The organism is Lawsonibacter hominis (assembly GCF_014287895.1).
GTDB lineage: Bacteria > Bacillota > Clostridia > Oscillospirales > Oscillospiraceae > Lawsonibacter_A > Lawsonibacter_A hominis.
Genome location: NZ_JACOPP010000036.1, coordinates 1 through 22039, shown reverse-complemented (window position 1 = coordinate 22039; position 22039 = coordinate 1). Strand labels below are relative to the sequence as shown.

The window sequence follows — 22039 nt, the reverse complement described above, 5'->3', positions numbered from 1 at the left end:
TCTACCGGTACCCGTTGCCCTGGGTACGTCATCTGCTCATAGGGCTTTGGCTTGTAGACTGGTTTCTTCTCGGCCTGCGGGAACAGCCCCAGCTTGCGCATGACCCGGAACAAGCTCTCTGGACAGCGGGTGTAGCCTCTGAGCCGCAGACGATGCCACAGTTCCACCATGCCGATGTCAGGGTTGCGGCGGCGCATATCCCGGATCAGCTTCAGCTCCGCCTCCGTGTGCTGATTGGGATGGCTGTGCGGGCGTCTGGACTGGCAGGCCAGGGACTGCACCGTCCCGTCCCAGCGGGTCTTCCAGAAGTAGATGTACGACCGGCTCTTGTTGTACTTCCGGCTGGCGCGGCTGACCCCGTAGTTCTCCGCGTATTTCATCAGGGATTGCCGATACGCCATGTCTTGTGTTATACGCTTGCTCATGAAGGATATGGCCCCCTCTCATCAAGTTGTTGTGTGGTAACTCAACTTTATCCCATGAGGCCATTTCCTTCATCCTTTTTATTCGACTGTCCAATATGTATTGTACTCTTACAGCTTAAAATCTCTGGCATTTTGACCATACATTGAAAATAGTTTGCCTGCATGATAAAATACATGCAGGTATTCAAAAGCAACAAATTCTTTTTTGTAAAGGAGATCGTTATGAAAGAGCAAATAAAAGGCATAGTACTTGTGCTTTTTGGGATTTTACTCTGTTGTGCAAGCGATGAATTGAACAGCACTATATTTGGAAGTATTGCTGATCTGCCAGTTGCTCTGTTGGGAGTGTTGATCGGTATTGTGGGAGTTTTCTTTGCTTTTAGAAACACGAAAGATAAGTAAGAACCCGTATTCACAACAGGCGATGCAAGCAGTAAAATAAACACATGAAAAGAAGCGATAAAGTGCGGCAGGCGTACCCGAGCGACCTGACAGATGCACAGTGGGCAGTGATAGAACCACTCTATTCCGGGATGCGAACGTATAAGTGGAGCAAGCGGGAATTAACAAACGCAGTGCTGTATTTTGTGAAAACAGGGTGTCAGTGGCGGCACCTGCCCGCACGATTTTCCACCCTATTCGACTGTGCACAGTTTCTACCGGCGTGCCCGTCTGAGTGGGCTGTGGGAGAAGATACTGCGGCACTTGGTCAAAATATCCCGGGAGAGAGCCGGGCGCAAAGCGGTGCCAAGCTATGCGATCATTGATTCCCAGAGCGTCAAAACGACCGGCGCGGCAAAGGAACGCGGGATAGACGGTGGAAAAAAACGAAAGGCAGGAAGCGGCACATCGTCGTAGATACATTGGGAAATCTGCTGGCGGTGGTGGTGCATGCCGCAAATATCCACGATACAAAGGCTGGGATCATGCCTGCAAAGCAGGCATGTAAGAGGTATCCATCCATTGAGCGCTTTTGCGCCGATGCGGGATACCGGGGGACTTTTACGTTTGATGCCAGTCAGACTCTGGGGCGTGGTGTTGATATTTCTGAGAAAATCAAGCCTCACGAATGGGAGAAGCTTCCCTGGCGCTGGATCGTGGAACGTACGCTTGCCTGGTTCAATCATTCCCGCCGCCTCAGCAAGGACTATGAGATACTGACCGCTTCTGCCGAAGCAGTCAGTATGATTTCTCATGCCCACACCCTCCTCAATCGCTTGTGAATACAGGTTCTAAAGTAAATCCGTTTGTAGGGGTAGCTTCGGTTTTGAAGCTACCCCTGTTATTTCGACGAAAGGTGCTCTAAATGCACAAATAAGGTAAAAGGGATCCATCGCATTCCATCTTGCAAAGCGGCACGTTTTCTGTTAGAATGTATGAGATTGATGATTTCCGGCCGCACCGCGCTTCGCTCGCGGCGACGGCAAAATTAAGGCATCCCAGCCACAGGAGATGGATACATGAACAAGAAGGAACAGCAAATGCAGCGTGAGCGCCAGGAGGACGTGGTCCTGAACAAGGTCCTTTGGTGGATCGTGGGCGCGGTGGTCCTGGAGTTTCTGCTCCTGCTGCTCAATCGTTTCTACAGTTACTACACCCCCGACGGCATTGCGCTGGCCCAGGCCCTGCGTACGGTATTCACGGTCCTTGGCATCGTGCTGCCGCTCTGCTTCCTTGCACTGCTGGCCTGGTACCGGTCTGCCCGGCGCAGCGGAAAGGGTACCCGTCTTTCCGGTGCGCTGACCCTGATCGCTTTAGCGCTGGCGGTCTGCGCGGTGGTCATCGCGGTGTTCCGCGCCTCCGGCATCCAGTTCCTTTACATCGCCGTCCCGGCGGTGGCGGTTCTGGCGCTGATCTACTACCTCTATCAGCATGAATTTTTCCTGATCGCCGTGCTCAGCGCTCTGGGGATCCTGGCCGTCCATCTGGTGCCCCGGGCCGATCTCTCCGCCCTGATCGCCTATGGTTACGCGGTGGCGCTGGCGGTCATTCTGGCGGCTGCTCTGCTCTTTTCCCGCAAGCTCCAGACCAGCGGCGGCATACTGAAGCTGGGCGGCAAGGAACTTCGCCTGTTCCCCAAAAACGCCAACTACGCCATGCTCTATGTGACGTGTATCGTGGTGGCCGCCGTACTGGTGGCTGCGCTTCTGCTGGGAAGCCTGCCGGTCCTGTACGGCGTGATGGTGGCCTGGCTGCTCATCATGGCGGTCTATTACACGGTGCGCCTGATGTAACCGAATAAGAAAACAAGCGCCGGAGCGTTTCGCTCCGGCGCTTGTTTTTTTATCTGGTCTCTTCCTCGATCGGTACGTAATACTTGTCGCGGTACTGCTGAAAGAGCTGATCGAACTCCCGGTCGGAACCGTGGTGCAGCTCCCGCATGTAAGCGTGGGAATCAATACGGACGATATCGTCCTTGGAGGCGGTCTGCCGTACGATACGCAGGGCCACATTGGAACAATGGTCGGAGATCCGTTCCAGATTGATGAGCAGCTCCAGGAACTGCGTGCCCAGCTCAATGGTGCACTCGCCGTCTTTCAGGCGCTCCACATGCCGGTTTTTCAGATCATCCGCGATCAGGTCCACCACTTCCTCCAGCGGCTCCACCTGGATCGCCAGGTAGCGCTGCCGGGTCTCGTAACACGCCATGGTCTTATCCATGGTCTCGATCACCGCATCGGTGAGCCCGTCCAGCTCCGCCTGGGCCTGAACGGAAAAGGCGATGCCGCGCTCGTGCAGGATCACGGCGCTCTCCGATACGTTCACCGCGTAGTCTCCGATCCGTTCAAAGTCGGACAAGGTATGCAGCAGTTCGGAGACTTTCATGCTTTCTTCCGATGTCAGCGCCCGGTCGGTGAGCTTGACCAGATAGTTATCCAGAAGTCCCTCCAGCTTGTCCAGCGCGGTTTCCGTCTCGTTGAGCCGCTCCAGCTTCTTGGCGTCGAAGCGCTTGATGAGCTCCACCGACAGCTTCAGATTGTCCCGTGCGAAATCCCCCATCTGCACCACCGCGTCATGGGCCTTCTCCAGAGCCAGCGACGGAGAGGCGAGAAAGCGGTCGTCCAGTACGGAGAGCTCGCGCTCGTCGGTATCCCCGGGAACCAAATGTTCGACCAGCCTGACCAGCTGCTTATGGAAGGGCAGCAGCAATACCGTACAGCCCAGGTTGAAGCCCAGATGCAGGTTGGCAATGGAACCGCGGTCCATCACGTTCTCCCAGAACGGGAAGTGAAACAGCGCGTTTCCGCCGTAAAGAAGCGCCATAAAAACGATGGTGCCGATGATATTGAACGACAAATGCAGCGCCGCAGTGCGCTTTGCGTTTTTGGAGGCCCCAATGGCCGACAGCAGCGCGGTGATACAGGTGCCGATATTCTGCCCCATGATCAGAGGCATGGCGATGTTGAAGGAGACGATGCCCGTGGTGCTGACCGCCTGGAGGATGCCCACCGAGGCGGACGAGCTCTGGATCAGGGCGGTGACCAGCGCCCCTACCATCACCCCCAGCACCGGGTTGGAAAACGCCACGAAGAGGCTTTGAAACTCCGGCATCGCCTGCAGGGGCGCCACGGCATTCTCCATGGTCTTCATGCCGATGAACAAAAGGCCCAGACCCAGCACGATCTGGCCGATGGTCCGCTTCCGCCCGCCCTTGATGAACATGTAAAACAGGATGCCCACCGCCGCCAGGATCGGCCCCAGAAAAGCCGGCTTGAGCAGCGTCAGCAGAAGGTTGTCGGAGGAGATATCCCCCAGGCTCAGCAGCTGCGCCGTCACGGTGGTGCCGATATTGGCGCCCATGATGATGCCCACCGTCTGACTGAGCTTCATGATCCCGGCGTTGACAAAGCCGACACACATAACCGTGGTGGCCGCCGAGCTCTGGATCAGTCCGGTGACCACCGCACCCAGCAAAACGCCTTTGAAGACATTGCTGGTCAACCGCTCCAGAACATTTTCCAAACGGCCGCTGGAGAGCTTCTCCAGGCCGTCCGTCATCGTTGACATACCGAACAGGAAGGTTGCGATGGCGCCAAGCATGGCGACTACGTCCGCAATACTCATGTTCTTCCCCCAAATCTGACTGCCTTGTCAAATTTCTTCTTTCCCCTGCACATTTCAAACCAAAATAAATTATAGCCGCTGCACGGCGATTCGTAAATGCCCTGGACAGACTTTTTGCAAATTTGACGTTTACCCCAAAAGTCCGCGCAGGATTTCCGTCATTTTTGTCGAGGTTTGGGGAATCGGCCGCCGTCAGCGGCGCTGCCGAATTTCAAAGGAATCCCCGGGTATAAAGACAGGCCCGCCCGGAATAGTCTGTCGATACGGAGGTGTGGCAAGATGTTGACTGCCTGGGTCCTGCTCATGCTGAACAGCCTTTTTTTTACCCTGCGCCTGTCCGGCGGCGGAAGCGGAGGCTCCTTTCCCCGCCCGCTGAAGGCGGAGGAGGAACGCGCCTATCTGGACCGCTTCGCCAAGGGAGATATGGACGCCCGCAATAAGCTGATCGAGCATAATCTGCGTCTGGTGGCGCATATCATCAAAAAATATTATACCCAAAACGGGGATCAGGATGATCTGATCTCCATCGGAACCATCGGTCTGATCAAGGGGATCAACACCTTCAAGCCGGACAAGAATGTGCGCCTTGCCACTTATGCCTCCCGATGTATCGAAAATGAGATCCTGATGCATTTTCGTTCTCAGCGTAAGCTGCAGGGCGAAGTATCCCTATCGGACTCCATTGACGGGGAAGGCGAAGGCAGTTCCCTGTCTCTAATGGATGTCATTTGTGTGGACGATGATATGCTGGAAGAGCTGGACGCCCGCGACGCCTGTCTGAAGGTACGGCAGTGCGTGACGCAGTGTCTGGAAGAACGGGAAGCCAAAATCATTATCCTCCGATACGGCCTGAATGGCCGCCCCCCGCTCACCCAGCGCGAGATCGCCGCCCAGTGCGGGATTTCCCGCTCTTATGTATCGCGCCGGAACTAATGTAAGTGAAACCAGAAAAGCCTTGTGGGACAAGGGTTCCTGGCTTTGCTCGCGGCGGGAGCCGCGCCGCAGCTATTGTAAGTTCTCGTGATTTTTATATAAAAAACTGAGCTGCCATCCATCTAAAATCACAAGGTTGGTCGTCCAAAAAGTAAAATCCGCAGCGTGATGTTCAGATCGCCTTCTTCATGCTATAATGAGGACAAACAGTTGAGACACACAGGAGAGCGAGGCGGTTTTATGGAGCACCCAAACGGCTGTTATGCAGCAACGGTCGCGGCACTCAGCCATATGACCGGCAGGGAGATCGCCGACCAATTAAAGGTGCGGCAGGAGGATCCGTCGGAGCGTGAGTACCGCTCTTGGTGTAATTCCATCCCCATTCTGGTGGATGTGATCCATCGTGCCGGACTGGACGAGCTGACGCTGATCCTGGAATATCAGACTCCCATTGGCAGCCGGATCGACGCTGTGCTGCTGGGAGAAGGGAGAACGACCGGAAAACCGTTGGTGCTGGTCATAGAGCTCAAGCAGTGGAGCGCCATTGAAGAGAATACGGCAGGGCGGGAAAGCAGCGTCTGCATCTGCCTGTCCCGAGCGGAAAACCGCTTTGAGGAACGGCTCCATCCTGTCCAACAGACGCTGACCTACGCCAAGCACCTGCGGATGAACCATAGTAATGTGGCGGATGGGAAGATGGATGTGCGGTGCCGCCAATTCCTTCATAATTTTGAGGATAAGGAGCAGCTCTTCCAGGGCGGTTATCAGGCATATGAGGCGCTGCGGCATGAGACCTACACAAAAGGTGCGGAGGCGCTGCTGGCTGCAGACTTGAACAGCCTGTTTTCCCCTGATCCAAGACCGGACGTGGTGGAGCAGTTTCTTACCGGCGCCTATGTTTTGGGCCAGATTGGCTTTCAGGATTTAGGGAATGTATTGGCAAGAAGAGAAAACGCGGCAATGCTGGACGACCAGATCGAGGTCAACCGCAAGATCTGCAGTATGATCGATCAACTCCACAGTCCGCAGTTCGGCAAGCATCTGCTGATCATCTCGGGCCCGCCGGGGACTGGGAAAACCGTAGTGGGATTGCACGCCATTTACGCCTATTGCCTGAAATACGGCCCTTCATGGCAGAACCGGGGCGGATGCATCTTTGCGCTGCCCAGGAGCCGTACACTCTCCCTGGTCATTGCGGGCGCCTCAGGTGTACCACCCGCCTATCTGGACGCGGTCCCGCCGGGACGGGATCTGGTGGTTGTGGATGAAGCCCATCGGATTGAGCAGTTGGAAGCCACCATGACCAGCCTGTTCCGGAAGGCCAATATGGTGGTGGTGCTGCAGGATGACCGGCAGCGGATCCGGCTGACGGAGGAGGGGACGGTGGAGCATTTCCGGCAGTTTGCCCAGGAGCACGGCATTCCCTGCACCGTCTTTTCCCTGGCATCTCAAAAGCGGGCGGGGTATCTGGGCAGCTATGTCTCTGATTTGGACAAGCTGTTCTATGGCCGGCAGGAGCAGCCTTTGAAGCGGCAATCTGCACTGGAGCTGTGCTGCTGGGATGACCTGAACGATCTGGACAGGCGTCTCCACGGCCTGTTGTCAACGGGCCGTCATGTAAAATGGTATGCGCCCTTTTGCTGGGAATGGACACGTGATACGAAAAACAGGGACATTAAGATTGCGCAGGCGACGGGAGATTTTGAGAAGCCGTGGAATCCATTCCCCAGAGAAGAGCAATACAACTGGTATGCAGGAGAAAAAGAGGAATATCTGGACCAGGTGGGCTGTATCTACACCGCACAGGGATTGGAGTTTGACGATACCGGTGTGATCTGGTGGGACGACCTGCGCTGGGATAAAGACATCCACAATTGGCGCATCGATTTGAGCAGCAACTGGGATACACAGTTCATGGCCGCCATCCGAAACAGCCGGGCCAGCGAGCGGGAGATCGTGGAACTGGTACTGAACACCTATCGGGTGCTGCTTACCCGGGCCAAGGGCAGTGTCCATATCTGGTTCCGGGACCGGGAGACGAGAGAACATGTGAGAAAGGTGATGGGATTTTAAATGGCAGGCAAGAAATATGGGGTCATCCACCTTTCTCTGCTGGCAGAGGATCTGGACACCGGTCACTGCAGCGAAGAACAGAGGACGGTTTTAAAGCACGGGCATGTGATCTACATCTATTATGGGCGGCGGTCGTTTTATGTTGGACAGACAGACCGGTTTTTAACGCGGCACGATGAGCATATGGCGGAAGTGGAAACAGATTACCGGCAGTTCGAGAAAGCAGCGATTCTCTTTGGCCAGTATGTGGATGGAAATTCCCAAAACGACCTGGAGGCGCTGCTGATCACATATCTCACAGCGGATCAGGAGAATTTGCCGCGAAAGGAAAAGCGGGTCTGCCGGAATAGGACCCAGGGCAATCGATTCGTCGATTATCCCTATCGGGAAGATGTGCTGACACAGGTGCTGACGCCGTTCTGGGAACAGGAACTGTACAAAGCCGGGCTGGTGCATCAAAAGTCACTGGATGGTCTGCGCAACAGCATTCTGTTCAAGTATTCTCCCTTTACGGAGCTGTCCGAGGAACAGTCTGCACTGATCCATGAGATAGAAGAGGGCCCCCGAAGCGTTCTGATCGAAGGGACGGCGGGAACGGGAAAGACCGTGGTACTGACCAACCTGGCGGCCCGACTTTGCGAACATCATAAATGGAATGTCGGTGTGGTGGTGAAAGCCAACTGGGTCAAGACCGCCCGCAGCATTTTTCGGGCCTATGGTCTTGGGAAAAATATTGAGGTTGGGACCGCTTATCAATTGATCCGGCAAAAGAAGCGCTTCCATATCCTTTTGGTGGATGAGGCCCACCGGCTGCGATGGAACAGCCCCAAACAAAATCATTTGACCACAGGGATTTTTGATTCGAACGATCCCCGAAAGAATGAATTGTTTTTGCTGGGAGAAATGGCGGAGCGACTGGTGCTGTTCTATGACTCCATTCAGGCGATCCGCCCGTCGGATATTCCGTACCGGGATTTCCAGGATTATATTCAGGAAAAGGGTATGGAACGGCGCATGCTCACCAGGCAGTTCCGTGTGCGGATTCAGGACAAGAATGCGACCTACACGGCGGATGATTACATCAATGGGATCTGTTCCTTCCTGCAGATCAAACAGGATGCATTTGATCCCTGTGTATTTCAGAATCCATCCAAGGACGCCTATTTCGGCGTCGTGGATTCCATTCATGAACTGTTTGACTATGTAGATGAACGGCGGCAGTATCATCCGAAAGCCCAGTGCAGGGTGTTGGCCGGGTATGCCCGCCCCTGGGGGAGCCGCTATCAGCCGGGGCATAAGAATTATGCGGAATTTGACTGGGTGGAGGATGAAGAACATCGCTGGAAGTGGAATTCCACTCATGAAAACTGGATCGCATTACCGGGAAGTGAAGATGAGCTCGGGTCGATCCATGCCATACAGGGCGTGGACCTGGATTATGTGGGGGTCGTGATCGCAAAGGATCTGGCCTGTCAAAACGGAAGGGTGTCGGCAGTAAAGGAACACTATTTTGACACCAACGGGACACCGCCGAAAGAGAGCTTTTCCCTGGCGGAACTCAGCGCATATGTGAGGCAGATCTATTATGTGCTCCTGACCAGGGGCATCAGCGGGATCAGGGTCTATTTTGAGGACCCTGCTTTGAAGCGGCATTTTATGGAGGTCGTGGGACGGGCATGAAACAAGAGACGATACAGGCGGTCAATCAATTTCGGGACGAGCGGCACTGGCGGCAATTTCATAACCCCAAAGACCTGGCCATCTCCATCTCCCTGGAGGCGTCGGAGCTATTGGAACTATTTCAATGGAAGACCAATGAGGAGGTCGTAGGGGTCAAGGCTGAACAACTGCAGGAGGAGCTGGCGGACATCCTCATCTATGCTGCTATGCTGGCAGATGATCTGGGATTCGACTTTGACGAGATCGTGATGAAGAAGCTGGAAAAAAACAGCCGGAAATACCCTGTGGAAAAAAGTATCGACCGCAAAGACAAATATACCGAACTGGGATAAAATTTGGATCCCCCGTTTATGTGCTGAAATTTGCAAATAAACGGGGGATTTTCATTGAAATAGCTGCCACTGCCTCACGATTTCAGATCCCCTGTAGCGGGGCCGTCGATGCGCTTGCCGTCCTCCGAAAAGCGGGAGCCGTGGCAGGGGCAATCCCAGGTGTGCTCCTGGGGATTCCACTTCAACGCGCAGCCCAGGTGGGGGCAGCGTCTTGTAGTGGGCGCCAACAGGCTGACCATGGCTTCCCAGCCATTGACAGCCTGTTGGGGGCGGAGGATCGTGCGGGAAGGCGAAAATACTTCTGCAAAAGGATGCTTCTTTCCCTGAACGAGATCGCTTAAAATCATAGCGGATACCATGGAGGAAGTCATTCCCCCACTTGTTGAAACCAGTGGCCACATACGGATCTGATGTGGAAGCGGAGTAAGGGCCAATATAAGGTGCTCCGTCCAGACTCATACAGTCCTGTGTAGCCCAATGGTATTTCTCTATGGCGTGCGGGCAATGCTTTGCGGCAAAGTCCCGCAGCGTCCGCCAGCCGCCCTGCTTTCCAGTGCGGTGGCCGCCGCCCACCAGCAGAATACCTCCGTGGTTGCGGAAGGAGAGGCCATCCTCCGCCTCGTCAATATGCATGCCGTCTACATTTGCGGCATGCTCCAGAGCGATCACATAGGAACGGCGCTGGTATAGCTTCAAAAAATAACTGCCGTGCTTGTTGCGGAAAGGAAAGTGGGTGGCCACGATGATTTTCTTTGCGCGGATCCTGCCCCGGTCAGTGACCGCCGTGGTGCCGGTCAGTTCCCGCACCGGGGTGTGCTCGTAGATGTGCAGGCCCTTGAAAAGGGCGGAGACGAATTTCAATGGGTGGAACTGGGCCTGGTTTGAAAATTTGACGGCGCCTGCCGTGGGAAAGTGGAGGGGCAGGTGGTCGGCAAATTCCGCCCCGCCTCCCAGCCGCTCCAGGGCCCTCAGCTCCGCCTCCAGTGCCTCCCGGTCGTCCAGGGAGTAGACATAGGCGGACTTCTCCTCAAAGTCACAGTCAATATGGCGGCACAGCGCCCGGTAGTTCTGGAGGACCGCCTCGTTGGCGGAGAGATACTGCCGCGCCCGGTCAACGCCAAAGGTCTGGATGAGCTTGTGGTAGATGAGTCCGTGCTGACTGGTCAGCTTGGCGGTGGTGTTCCCGGTTGCCCCGCTGCACAGGGGGTCGGCCGCCTCCGCCAGCACATAGGAGATCCCGGCCTGCTGGAGCATCCACGCGCACAGGATGCCCACTATGCCCTGCCGATGATCCGAATGTCCGTCATCTCGTCGCCCTCGAGCCGCCCGAAGTTCGGACGCGCCCAGGTCTGTTCCCAGAGTGATTTCATACGATTCCTCCCAAAACATACGCTTGGACATAGTGTGGTCGAAATGGAAGAAAGTATGGCCTGGAGGAGCTGTTTCCGGCGTATAGAAGCACCTGGAGGCGCATAGGCTATTTCGGGGTGATGGTGTATGAAAAAACCTTCATGGAAAACATATGCGCTCTGGATTGTGGGCGTGGAGGCAGTAGGGGCGCTTTCCGGCTTTCTCACCCGGGATGGTGCGGAGGTTTACAGTGAAATGATCCGGCAGCCGCCGCTTTCGCCGCCGGCCATCGTCTTTCCCATTGTCTGGAGCATTCTGTTCCTGCTCATGGGCGTCAGCGCCGCCAGAATCTATGCGGCACCGGCATCGCCTGACCGCACCCGGGGGCTGCGGCTCTTTGCAATCCAGCTGGCGTTCAACTTCTTCTGGAGCATCATTTTCTTTAATCTCCAGAACTTCGGCTTTGCATTCCTTTGGCTGGTGGTGCTGTGGGTGCTGATTCTCCGGATGATTTTCACTTTCCGCAAGACTGATTCATTGGCGGCGTGGCTGCAGGTGCCCTACTTCCTGTGGGTGACCTTTGCGGCCTACCTGAATCTGGGCGTGTGGATGCTCAATCGGTAATAGAACGGGACAGCCATCCTTATGACCGGTATGCCCTTTGACGAGCAGCTGGATCAATGAGAAGAGAGCACAGAGGAGCGTAACATGGTCTTGCCATGGTACGCTCCTCTGTGCTTTGTAAAACCGTGTCAACTTATTTGCCAAACAAATCGCTGTGGCTCCCTGTGCGGGTCAGGGTCAAAACCAAGACATCATTCTCCACCCGGTAGACTAGGAGCCAATCCGGAAGGATGTGGCATTCCCGGTGGCCCACCCAGCTGCCGGTGAGGGCATAATCCTTGTTTTTTCCGGCAACGGTTCCCCCGCAGCCAGAAGTGCAACGATGTGCTCCAGCAATTCAATTTTCAAGCCACGCTTGATGGCCAGCTTGTAATCCTTCCGAAATTGCGTGGTGAACTTTACGGCATATTTCGTCTGGCTCATTTCTTTAAGGCATCACCGCACAATTCTCCACGCACGTCTTGGCGGCCGATTTGCCCCACAAATGCGTTGCAAAACCTTGCAATACACAAAGTATTCCTGCGGTTTTGCGCCTTTTTGCGGCACAAATTTTCGCGCCAATCCGCACGCGTTGAATGATGCGGTAATGCCTTAAATCCGCAAACAACTCGTCCATATCGCTGTATCCCATTACAGACGGGTCCTTCGCAATCCTTTCCGCCTCCAGCATAGCGGCAATCGTCTCCTTGTTTGGCTGATTCAAATTGATCTCAAAGGGAATTCCGCCCTCCCGAATGGACTGCCTTACAAAGCGCTATGGTCCATATAGAAAATCTGTGAAATACAGCTTGGACTTAGGATGGGTGCGCTCTATCCTATTGAGCTACTGGCGCATATGCAGAATTTATTCAATTGTGTGACCTCGGCGGCCAAGAACCCGCCAAATGTTAGGAGAACAGCGAACGATTCATAAATAATAAAGGAGGATAGAAAAGCTCGAACTCCATGTTTTATCAGGCAGCATTACGCTTCCGTTTTTTTGAAGCAATGTCTCAGCGAATGCCGATTGCGACGATCAACAAACTTTGCCGGGCCCTGGAGGATCTATATGGAAGGGATCTAAAGACGGAAGCTGCGATTCTTCTCTATTCCCTGATTTCACTGTCTGACATACAACGCCCACAGATGTTTCGGGAAATTCAAGGGGACCTTTCTCTGATGAAAGATTTTGCGGGCGAAGTGCTGACAGATTTGGGGGAGATCCTCGACGAATATCTGTAAACTGTGAAGGTATGTGCCAAGCCGATGGGCTTGGTTTTTTTATACCTAAATTTTAGGACAAGCAAATCCTCTTTCTTGCAAACATAAGAATAGAGAAAGTATGTGAGAGGAGTGATCTGATTGAAAAGGCAAGCGGTACAGGTGCGATATGAGTTCTGTAAGGAAGAGGATGCGAGAGAAATTTTTCTGCGATCCTTTCGACTTTTCCTTACCCGGAGCCTTGCGCAAGAATTTCATAGCGCGGTACAATAGGCTTGATGAATGGCAGCTTATCTCAGGAGGTAGCAAATGTACTTAGAGATAAGCAATCCCATGGACTACCATGCGGCTTTATACATCAGACTATCAAAGGAGGATGAGAGCGAAGGTCCATCTCAGAGCGTCCAGAACCAGGAATCCCTGCTGCGGGAGTTCGTGCAGCAGCATAGGCTGAGTGTCTACGATACCTATGTAGATGACGGCTGGAGCGGCACGAATTTTGACCGCCCCAGCTTCCAGCGGATGATCGCTGACATTGAGGCCAGGAAGGTCAACATGGTCATCACCAAGGACCTCTCCCGCCTGGGCCGCGACTACATCATGACCGGCCACTACATGGAGCGGTACTTCCCGGAGCACCGGGTGCGGTACATCTCCCTGCTGGACGGCATCGACACCGGCGTGGACTCCACCGCCAACGACATCACGCCCTTCCGGGCCATCATGAACGACATGTACGCCAAGGACATCTCCAAGAAGATCAAGAGCGTCAAGCGGGATAAGCAGCGGAAGGGGCAGTTCATCGGCGGAAAGCCGGTGTACGGCTACAAGATGCATCCCACGGAGAAGAACAAGATCGTCATTGACGAGGAAGTGGCTCCCATTGTGCGCCGGGTTTTTGCCTTGGCCCTGAGTGGGATGAGCTGTCGGAACATCGCGGTGCTCCTCAACCAGGAGGGGATACCTACCCCGGCCACCTACGCCAATCTGCCGGTGGCAAGGCCCGGTCCCTACACCGGTCTGTGGAGCAGTGAGCGGATCTCCGACATGCTGCAGAACGAGACCTATATCGGCAATATGGTCCAGGGGCGCAGTGTGAAGATCAGCTATAAGTCCAAGAAGTGCCTGAAACAGGGCCCAGCCAACTGGGTGATCGTAGAGGGGACCCATGAACCTCTGGTGGATGCGGAGACCTTCCGCAAGGTGCGGATGCTGCTCAACAGCCGCAAGCACACCCGGAGCCGGACCTACGACTTCCTGCTCAAGGGACTGATCTTCTGCCACGAGTGCGGTTACCCACTGGCGGTGCTCAACCGGAAAAACGCCATGGGAGAGGATGTGCTGTACTTTGTCTGCCGCACCTACCAGCGCTTTACCAAAGCGGGCGTCTGTTCTTCTCATTCCATCAAAGAGAAGACGGTGACCGATGCAGTAATTGACAAGGTGCGGGAAGTCTGTCGGGCTTACCTGAACCCCGACGAACTGCTGCCCATGGCCCGGGAAGCCGTGGAGAATTCCAGAAAGCAGAGCAGTCTGGAAACGGAGCTCCAGGCCGTCCAATCCAAAATCGACAGCCTCACCGCCAACCTGGACCGGATGTACACCGACCGGCTCAATGGGCTGCTGCCGGAGGAGGATTTTCAGCGGATCTTCAACCGGGCGAAGCTGGATCGCAAACTGCTGGAGGAAAAGCGGCAGGAGCTGGAGCTGCGCAAAAAAAGCTCTGTCCGCCCTGAGGACCGGGCCAAAGAATTGGTTCAAAGATTCATTGAAACCGCCGGGGAGAGCCGGGAACTGCTGGTCAGCCTCATTGAGCGGGTGGAGCTGACCGAGGACAAGGAAGTCATTATCAAATTCCGCTTCGCCCAGCTGGAGGAAACGGAGGAAAGCCAGATATCGCAAGGGATCGCGCCGTTCCATACGGCGTAAATTTTCGGAGTAAATTGCTTGCAGTAGTTGGAGCGCTATGTATCGCGCATTGAAAAAAGGGCCCTGAAAAAGTTGGAGGAGGCCATCGGCGAACGCTGACCTTCGCCCGGAGCAGAAGAGGGCCCCGTATCTGCCCCTGCACACACGGCGCCCTTCTATTGATCCGCACTTCTCGTCCACGGAGGGTATGCGTTCCGATGAGCGCAAGCCATCCGCAGCCTCCAAACGCCCGCGCGCGCTTTTCCAGGTACCCGCTGCCCTCCTGTGCCGGTTGGTTCGCTACCGCGTAAAGAAACACCCCGTCTCGATACCGGAAGAGACGCTGCTGTTCTGAACGCGCGTCACTCCTCACCTGCCGGAAACACAGCCTGCGTTCCACACGCCGGAAGCGGTCTTGTTTCCGGCTTCGATGTCTCCGACCGATTCGCCCGGGTGCGAATGGAATGCCATTCCGGCACGACCAGTATCACGGTCAGTCCGAATGCAAGCACGTCTGCAGCCGGCGCAGCCCAGAGCATCCCGGTAACGCCAAACACCTGGGACAGGATCACGATGCCAGGCGCCAAAAAAATCACATCCCGCGAAGGGAGAGTATCGCGGCCTTTGCCGGCGTTCCAATCGCCTGGAGGAAAATACTGCTGGCCTTCTGGATGCAGGTCAGTAAAATGCCGCCCAAAAAGATGTGGAAGCACAGCTCTGCAAATTCGTTATAGAGCGCGCTCTCACTGCCAAACAGTGCAATCACCGCCTGGGGGTACCGTTCGAAGATCAGCATTGCGATTCCCCCTACCGCGATATTGGCCCGAACGACCAGCCGGCAGGCCGCAAAGGCCCGCCTGTAGTCGCCCACACCATAGTTGAAGCCGATGATCGGCTGCCCGCCCACGGCAATCCCCACGGAAAAGGCAACCACGATGCCGAACACCTTCATAACGATTCCTATTACGGACAGCGGGATGTCGGCGCCGTACCGGGAGGCAGGTCCGGTAAGAACGATCATGTTGTTCGCCACACTGATGATAATAACAATGGCCATTTGGGTGATAAAGCTGGAAACGCCCAGCTGGCAGAGCTTCCGCGTCAATCCGCCCTCCAGCCGGAAGCTGGATGCGCAAAACCGAACGGATTTGGGACGCCGGAAATACAAGGCGGTCATACTGCAGGAGGCAATCTGGCCCAAAATTGTGGCAATCGCCGCACCCTTCACCCCCATATCCAACCGAAAAATTGCCACCGGGTCCAAAATCAAGTTTATCACCGCGCCTAAAATGGTAGCGGCCATCGAATAGCCAGGCGCGCCATCGGCCCGGATCGTGGCGTTCATGCCGGAGGAAAATACATAAAATGGAATTCCGGGCAGGATAATATGCATATACTCCCGGGCATAGGGATAGCTGGCCTGCGTCACCCCAAACAATCTCAGAATCGGATCGGTAAAGATCCGTCCCACAATCATCAGCAGGATGCCCGCCGTCCCGGTGAGTACGATTCCGTGGCCGACACACTTGTGCGCATGTTCCGTGTCTCCGCTGCCCAAGGACAGGCTCAATTGAGCGGCAAAGCCATCCCCCACCAGCAGCGCCAGCGCCAGGGCGATTACGGTAAACGGATACACCACGTTGGTCGCCGCATTGCCCAGGTATCCCACGCTTTGGCCGATAAAAATCTGCTCTACCATGTTGTACAGCGCCGAGACCAGCATCGACAGCACGCAGGGTACCGCAAAGCGCGGCAGCAGCTTGGCAACCGGTTGTTCGGCCAAATCGGAATTGTTGGTTTCTTGCATTGAGATTCCTCCGCTCTTAGGGTAAGCGCAAAAAAGCAGCGTGTTCCACCGCGGCAATGGCCGCCGGCAGATCACACGCTGCTTTTAGCTGGACTTACATCTACATTTTCTTGTCTGGTGCTATTATAACGCAGAGGCCCCGCCGGATATAAGCAAAATCGTTTCGTCGAATATGCCAATTTTCAGCGGCAGAAACCGCTTGCGGCAGGAGGTTTCACTCATGCTCCAGGTCTTGCGGCGCTGTGCCCTCGCCATCCGCCTGTATCGGTCCCACAGCCGCTACGCAGCGGTTGATCGGAGTTCCCAGACGGTGGAACTTTTCCTCATAATCGGTCATCACGCCGCAGATGCCACCAGCATGCAAATCCCGGGTGACTTCGGAAAGAATGTAGCCTGACCGCGGGAATTGAAACAAGGACCACTCAAAAAGGTCCCGATTATCCGTCTTAAACTGAATCGTCCCCCCTTCCGGAAGCACCTGACGATAGCGCATCAGAAAATCCGGATGCGTCAGCCGACGCTTGGCGTGGCGGTTGGACGGCCATGGATCACAAAAATTGATGTAGATCAGGTCCACTTCACCAGGAGTAAAGTAACTGGACAAATCAGATGCATCTCCATCTACAAAAAACACATTTTTCAAACCCATCGCACATACCCGCTCCATGGCGATGACCATGGCGTCCGGTACCCGTTCCACAGCGATAAAAAGGGCCTGCGGATTGGATGCCGCCGTCTCCGCTGTGAAGCGCCCTTTTCCGCACCCCAGTTCCAAGCGCAGCTCTTCTGCCTGCGGCATAAGAGTACGCCACCTCCCCCGCTGTTCTTCCGGCTCCCGAATCAACACCCCTGCGCAGCGTTCCATCCGCGGTATTAAATTAGGTTTCTTTCTCATCCTCATTCGTCTTGCTCACCTCGCAGCGATTATCATATCAAATTATTTGAACACTTGCAATCCCACGAAATATCGTCTATAATGGAAAATTGATATTACATTGTTGAAAGCAACGGTGAAACAAGCAAAAGTCAAATATCGGTGTGTTGCGCAGTTGGTAGCGCACGTGATTTGGGAGTGCCGTGGCTGTATCCGGGGCGGGCAAAGGTGAAACGCCGAAAAGCTTTGCAACGACTGTGTTTGCGGGATTATCCACATCGGTCAATTCGGGCAGAAAAACCGCTTTGACCACATGAATGACCACAGACAGAAAATTATTTCAATTGCACGAGTTTCGTGTTATAATGGTTCAAAATCAAATATCCGGGTATAGCGCAGTTGGTAGCGCGCTTGATTTGGGTTCAAGAGGCCGAGCGTTCGAATCGCTCTACTCGGACCAAAAAACCTCTGAAATCAGTGATTTCAGAGGTTTTTCTTATTCCTTGTTTATTGCAGCGCAAAAATTGAGCCCTTGGTTTAAATACTTTCATTGAATTTCCTGTCGAAATAGCCTATAATTAATTAACGGTAGGCCTTGTGCCTTCAGGGTAAGCCGTACGGAATTTCCGTGCGGCTTTTTTGATATCTTCAGACAGGAGATGTGATTATGAGAATTAGCCGCGTAAAAGTGCATAACTATAGAAACATAGATGGAATAGAAGTTTTACTAAACCCAGAATGCAATTACATTATCGGTGAAAACAATCTTGGAAAGAGCAATTTCTTAGCTATGCTTTCGACTGTATGTGCTGGCAAGAGTTTTGAAGAGAGCGACTTTGGGGATTCAGAGAAGAGTATTGAAATCGAAATTGACATTCAACTTCTCCCGAATGAACAGGGCTTTTTTGGCGACAACTTTTGTCCCGAAGACGCATCCCTAATCAGAATTCGTTACTCACAAGCAATTAAGGATGCCTATCCTACGATTGTAAGTGCTGATTCAAACGAAGGCATCCAACCTCGCCAAATGCGCAAATTAAATTTCTTAAAATATGAAACCACTTCTACACCTAACAAAGAACTACGTCTAAATACGCAAAAAGGTATTGGTTTGTTAGTGGGCACTATAATCGAACGTTACAACAATGACGGCGAAGAGCATTCATTTCTAAATAACGAGCAAGTAATAGGTCTTACAACATATATTAATGGTTATCTCGATAAAATTAAAGGATTTCGCGATTATTCGATAAGAGCCACGGTGGCACCACAACCAGTGGAAATGCTGTCAAACCTTTTTTATCTTTCGGATGGGGAAAGAAAAATAGAAGCCACTGGCAGCGGCGTTCAGTATATGTCAATGGCCTCAATTGCAGTTTTGGGGCAAATCATGGAAATCTATAAAAGCAAGGCCATTGCGTTCAGCGATCTTCTTTACACAACCCTTGATGGAAAACGGTACTTGCCGCTCGTTCTCTCAATCGATGAGCCTGAGGTGCATTTGCATCCTTATTTACAGCGCTCATTGATTAATTACTATAAGCGCATTCTTCAAAACAAAGATGAGGAGTTCGCAGAACTGCTTAAAAACTGCTTTGATATTGATGGGCTTAGCGGACAGCTAATAGTTGTTACTCATTCAACCGATGCGCTTATTGGTGACTATCGCAACCTTGTTCGCTTTTATAAAAACGCAGATAAAAAAACATCAGTTATCAGTGGTTATTCTCTCCGTCCCATTCCTGGTGGAGATAACAGAGGACGCATCAAATCTGAAATTGAAAAACATCTTATAATGCGTTTCCCTGAAATTAAGGAAGCTTTCTATTCGAAATGTGCAATCTTGATAGAGGGCGAAACAGAATACGGATGTATTTTCGATTTTGCCCAAAAAGTTGGAGTTTCTCTGGATGACAATAGCATTTGCGTTATCAATGCAGGGGGCGAACACTCCATACAGCCAATACGTCAGTTACTCGAGTTATTTGCCATCCCAAGTGTTGCCATTTACGACCGTGACGTAGAACACGGTCACACTCACTCTTCTGACGAGTTTTATACTGCTGAGCTATGTTTTGAGGTTGAGATAGTTAAATCTCTGTACGCTGCAGGAAAACTGGATATAATAAAGCAAATCGCTCTGGACATAGATAATCGAGTAAGTTCCATGGTATTGGAAACGAATCTCATCAAAGGCCCATTTAAGAAAATGGGAATTAGTATCGACGGATACGCACCCAAAAAGTTAAGCGAAGTTGATGATGGCAATGCAGATGAGTTTTGCAACATGTATTCCGCATGGTATATGGTCAAAAAGGGAATACTCCTTGGTCGAATTGTAGGCGATGCTGTTTCTGCGGCAAATGTCCCCCCTTCATACAGCAGTGCAATTCTGCGAGCTCAGGAGGTGGCGCAAAATGCCTAATCCAAATCTTACAGACATTAGAGATAAAATCTCCACACAACATGAAGGCGACGAACGCCAGTTGGAAGTGATTTTTTCAGATAGCCCTCGCATAATAGTCGAAGCACCTGCTGGCTATGGAAAAACAACCACAATGATAAGCCGAATTGCCTATCTATTTGCAGTAGGAAGAATTCCAAATCCGAAGCGCATACTTGGTCTGACCTTTAGCGTAAATGCAGCCTTAAAGGTAAAGCGTGATGTAGCTGAAAAGATGCCATCTTTGCTTGGTTCTCCCAATAGCCCTGTAGCAATTGGCGATAAAGTAACTATTACAAATTACCACGGTTTTTGTAAAGGGCTCCTTAAGAAATATGGATATCTCATTTCGGATTCTCTAAAAAAAGACGTTAACCTATTTCATGCCATTGGAGATCACGACGCCGAGCGGCAGTGGATTCTAAAAGCCGTGTTGTCTACTACTGATATACAGGTACTCAAGGAAATGGATGCGTCCATAAAGGAGGCCCGCGTTCCAAGTGGCGAAGCCATCCAAGCATATAATCAAATTGTCATTCAAAAGCTTCTTCCACACGAATATATAACACATAATGCCGTTATTTTATTTGTACTGGATATTTTGGCTCGGTTCCCTGAAGTTAAGAAGTTTTACCAAAGCTACTATCCTCTTATTGTTGTAGATGAGTTTCAAGATACCAATTGCATTGCATGGGAGTTACTAAAATCCATAATCTCAGATCAAACGCAGTTGCTTTTCCTCGGAGATCCGCTGCAACGCATCTATGGTTTTATTGGTGCTCTCCCGAACATAATGTCCACTGTGGTGGATGAATATCAAATGACCAAGATATCTCTGTCAAAAAACTACCGTTTCAGAAACAATCCCGAAATGCTAAAGTTGGACAGAAATGTTCGTGAGAATGCAACAGCTTTGTTTTCGCCTACAATTTCACATGAGGATATTGCAAATGTCCCAGCGTTTTGGGGGTTATCCCAGCAAGAAGAAGCTGGAAAAGTGGTTTCAAAAGTAAAACAACTGATAGAGAATCAAGATTCAAAAATTGCGATTCTTTTTAAAGGCCGCGGGAAAAATGCAGAGATTGTTGAGACCGAGCTTTCAAAACAAGAAATACCTTATTTCTATGGGATGTTTAAAGATGATGATACTGAATACGTTGAGTTTCACAACAAATGTCAGTCATTGTTCATTCAACGCTTTGGCAGAACCAAAACAATTAATAAGGCTGCGCTAATTAAATTTGCGGACAGTGTAAAAGAAGCCTATGCTACATCTCTCGACAAAACAACAAAGTCATTGCTCCAGCTGCTTGATGCACTTGTAGAAAAGGTCAGTATTGACTACGCCGATCTTATACCCGAGGATAAATATTTATTGCTCATGGATATATTTGAAAATCGTCAGTTGAAACAGTCTATGGAGTATGTTGATTCGCAAGTCATACTTTCCACTGTGCATGGTGCAAAAGGTCTGGAGTGGGACCATGTTATGGTATGTGATGTCGAACAATGGGTTTTCACTTTTGTCTGCAAAAATTGCCCCAACAAATACTCCAATGGCTCTGCTTGCAGATTGCCTAATCCCATCCCGCACGCCCTTGCAGAATCGTTGCTTGATGATTTCTGTGTCTTTTATGTAGCTCTTACAAGAGCCAGGAAGCAAGTATATATATCAGCAAGTAAGGAGCGCTTCAACGCTTCTGGCGTTCGATATAACACCGGTAAAATATGCTGCTTTGCACTTGCAAATGGAATAAAGCTTGTCGATGCGTCTTCTCCCGACACCGCCTAAGGGATTATGAGCCGTTTGTTATATGACTGCTACACTTTTTACATATTAGGTGAATGATATGTCCGTATTTGACGATTTTGATTTGATATTAGATTATGCGCATATGTGGAACTGGGCACCAGATTGGAATTTGGCCCAAGACATCTATAAGACATTTCCTGAATCATACTCCATTCTAACCCCGTTTGCCTATTCATACTTAGAAGAAATGATTCGCACAACAACATCGGACTACGGATTGCCTCTATTTGATCGTGACAAACAGCCCGTAAAAGTTCGCGTTGGTATGGCGCTGATTGCATTAGCGATTGAAGAAAACCAGAACAATCCGGACTACGTTAGCTTATTAGAGCGAACTAAACGACACTTTAAGTATACACAAATATCTGTTGATGAAAATGGGCGAAATGGTGTTGGAGGGATATCATAGAAGTGCAGAGAGTAAACACCCAAAAGTGATAGAATAAGAAATACAGGAAGGTGTTTACGATGCGCAAATATGATAAGGAATTCAAAGAGGAAGCAGTCAAGCT

General features: G+C 52.0%; 17 protein-coding genes, 1 tRNA gene and 4 pseudogenes. 15 read left to right on the top strand and 7 right to left on the bottom strand.

Annotation, left to right across the window (positions count from 1 at the left end; all coding sequences use genetic code 11):
- A partial coding sequence (locus tag H8S57_RS15400) for a transposase family protein (RefSeq protein ID WP_501981581.1) occupies positions 1 to 425 on the bottom strand: 425 nt, incomplete at its 3' end.
- A 222-nt stretch (positions 426 to 647) separates the two neighbouring features.
- On the opposite strand from H8S57_RS15400, the gene H8S57_RS15395 reads away from it, so the two are divergent.
- The 4 genes and pseudogenes from H8S57_RS15395 (at position 648) to H8S57_RS15380 (ending at position 2659) form a co-directional block, all read left to right on the top strand.
- A complete protein-coding gene (locus H8S57_RS15395; RefSeq protein ID WP_186908886.1) occupies positions 648 to 827 on the top strand; it encodes a hypothetical protein in 180 nt (59 codons plus the stop codon).
- Between the two features lie 44 nt (positions 828 to 871).
- On the top strand, positions 872 to 1192 hold the full coding sequence (locus H8S57_RS18090) for a transposase (RefSeq protein ID WP_186908885.1): 321 nt from the start codon (positions 872 to 874) through the stop codon (positions 1190 to 1192).
- Between the two features lie 57 nt (positions 1193 to 1249).
- Positions 1250 to 1648, top strand: a pseudogene (locus H8S57_RS15385) (transposase); the annotation flags it as partial.
- Positions 1649 to 1885: 237 nt separating this feature from the next.
- Positions 1886 to 2659 carry a hypothetical protein gene (locus H8S57_RS15380; RefSeq protein WP_186908884.1) on the top strand — a complete coding sequence of 258 codons (774 nt, stop codon included), beginning with the start codon at positions 1886 to 1888 and terminating at the stop codon, positions 2657 to 2659.
- Between the two features lie 49 nt (positions 2660 to 2708).
- On the opposite strand, the gene H8S57_RS15375 is transcribed toward H8S57_RS15380, so the two are convergent.
- Positions 2709 to 4490 carry a Na/Pi cotransporter family protein gene (locus H8S57_RS15375; protein ID WP_186908883.1) on the bottom strand — a complete coding sequence of 594 codons (1782 nt, stop codon included), beginning with the start codon at positions 4488 to 4490 and terminating at the stop codon, positions 2709 to 2711.
- Positions 4491 to 4769: 279 nt separating this feature from the next.
- Between H8S57_RS15375 and sigK the strand changes: the two genes are divergently transcribed.
- The 4 genes from sigK (at position 4770) to H8S57_RS15355 (ending at position 9508) form a co-directional block, all read left to right on the top strand.
- Positions 4770 to 5423 (top strand): RNA polymerase sporulation sigma factor SigK, encoded by a 654-nt coding sequence (gene sigK / locus H8S57_RS15370; protein WP_186908882.1) that lies wholly within the window; start codon positions 4770 to 4772, stop codon positions 5421 to 5423.
- Between the two features lie 240 nt (positions 5424 to 5663).
- On the top strand, positions 5664 to 7496 hold the full coding sequence (locus tag H8S57_RS15365) for a DNA/RNA helicase domain-containing protein (RefSeq protein WP_186908881.1): 1833 nt from the start codon (positions 5664 to 5666) through the stop codon (positions 7494 to 7496).
- The gene (locus H8S57_RS15360; protein ID WP_186908880.1) at positions 7497 to 9176 is read left to right on the top strand and encodes a DNA/RNA helicase domain-containing protein; all 1680 of its coding nucleotides are present in this window, start codon (positions 7497 to 7499) and stop codon (positions 9174 to 9176) included.
- A complete protein-coding gene (locus H8S57_RS15355) occupies positions 9173 to 9508 on the top strand; it encodes a nucleotide pyrophosphohydrolase (protein ID WP_186908879.1) in 336 nt (111 codons plus the stop codon). Before H8S57_RS15360 ends, H8S57_RS15355 begins: the two co-directional genes overlap by 4 nt.
- A gap of 74 nt (positions 9509 to 9582) precedes the next feature.
- On the opposite strand, the pseudogene H8S57_RS15350 reads toward H8S57_RS15355, so the two are convergent.
- Positions 9583 to 10878, bottom strand: a pseudogene (locus H8S57_RS15350) (FAD-dependent oxidoreductase).
- 127 nt (positions 10879 to 11005) lie between these two features.
- Between H8S57_RS15350 and H8S57_RS15345 the strand changes: the two are divergent.
- Positions 11006 to 11482: a TspO/MBR family protein gene (locus H8S57_RS15345; RefSeq protein WP_186908878.1), complete on the top strand. Its 477-nt coding sequence runs from the start codon at positions 11006 to 11008 to the stop codon at positions 11480 to 11482.
- A 133-nt stretch (positions 11483 to 11615) separates the two neighbouring features.
- On the opposite strand, the pseudogene H8S57_RS15340 reads toward H8S57_RS15345, so the two are convergent.
- Both H8S57_RS15340 and H8S57_RS17485 read right to left on the bottom strand, forming a co-directional pair.
- A pseudogene (locus H8S57_RS15340) lies at positions 11616 to 11905 on the bottom strand (type II toxin-antitoxin system YafQ family toxin).
- A 166-nt stretch (positions 11906 to 12071) separates the two neighbouring features.
- A pseudogene (locus H8S57_RS17485) lies at positions 12072 to 12233 on the bottom strand (type II toxin-antitoxin system RelB/DinJ family antitoxin); the annotation flags it as partial.
- 194 nt (positions 12234 to 12427) lie between these two features.
- Here H8S57_RS17485 and H8S57_RS15330 point away from each other — a divergent pair.
- Together H8S57_RS15330 and H8S57_RS15325 are read left to right on the top strand one after the other, a co-directional pair.
- Entirely contained in the window at positions 12428 to 12703 is a 276-nt protein-coding gene (locus tag H8S57_RS15330) for a hypothetical protein (RefSeq protein WP_186908877.1), read from the top strand.
- Between the two features lie 288 nt (positions 12704 to 12991).
- The gene (locus H8S57_RS15325) at positions 12992 to 14611 is read left to right on the top strand and encodes a recombinase family protein (RefSeq protein ID WP_186908876.1); all 1620 of its coding nucleotides are present in this window, start codon (positions 12992 to 12994) and stop codon (positions 14609 to 14611) included.
- A 571-nt stretch (positions 14612 to 15182) separates the two neighbouring features.
- Here the strand turns inward: H8S57_RS15325 and H8S57_RS15320 are convergent.
- Positions 15183 to 16397, bottom strand: a complete 1215-nt coding sequence (locus H8S57_RS15320; protein WP_243204856.1) for an MATE family efflux transporter — start codon at positions 16395 to 16397, stop codon at positions 15183 to 15185.
- A 214-nt stretch (positions 16398 to 16611) separates the two neighbouring features.
- Entirely contained in the window at positions 16612 to 17292 is a 681-nt protein-coding gene (gene trmB / locus H8S57_RS15315; RefSeq protein ID WP_256413648.1) for a tRNA (guanosine(46)-N7)-methyltransferase TrmB, read from the bottom strand.
- A 363-nt stretch (positions 17293 to 17655) separates the two neighbouring features.
- Here trmB and H8S57_RS15310 point away from each other — a divergent pair.
- The 4 genes from H8S57_RS15310 (at position 17656) to H8S57_RS15295 (ending at position 21936) form a co-directional block, all read left to right on the top strand.
- Positions 17656 to 17731 (top strand) — tRNA-Pro (locus H8S57_RS15310).
- A 207-nt stretch (positions 17732 to 17938) separates the two neighbouring features.
- Entirely contained in the window at positions 17939 to 19696 is a 1758-nt protein-coding gene (locus H8S57_RS15305) for an ATP-dependent nuclease (RefSeq protein WP_186908874.1), read from the top strand.
- Positions 19689 to 21506 (top strand): UvrD-helicase domain-containing protein, encoded by a 1818-nt coding sequence (locus tag H8S57_RS15300; RefSeq protein ID WP_186908873.1) that lies wholly within the window; start codon positions 19689 to 19691, stop codon positions 21504 to 21506. Before H8S57_RS15305 ends, H8S57_RS15300 begins: the two co-directional genes overlap by 8 nt.
- Positions 21507 to 21564: 58 nt before the next feature.
- Entirely contained in the window at positions 21565 to 21936 is a 372-nt protein-coding gene (locus H8S57_RS15295; protein ID WP_186908872.1) for a hypothetical protein, read from the top strand.
- Positions 21937 to 22039: the final 103 nt, after the last annotated feature.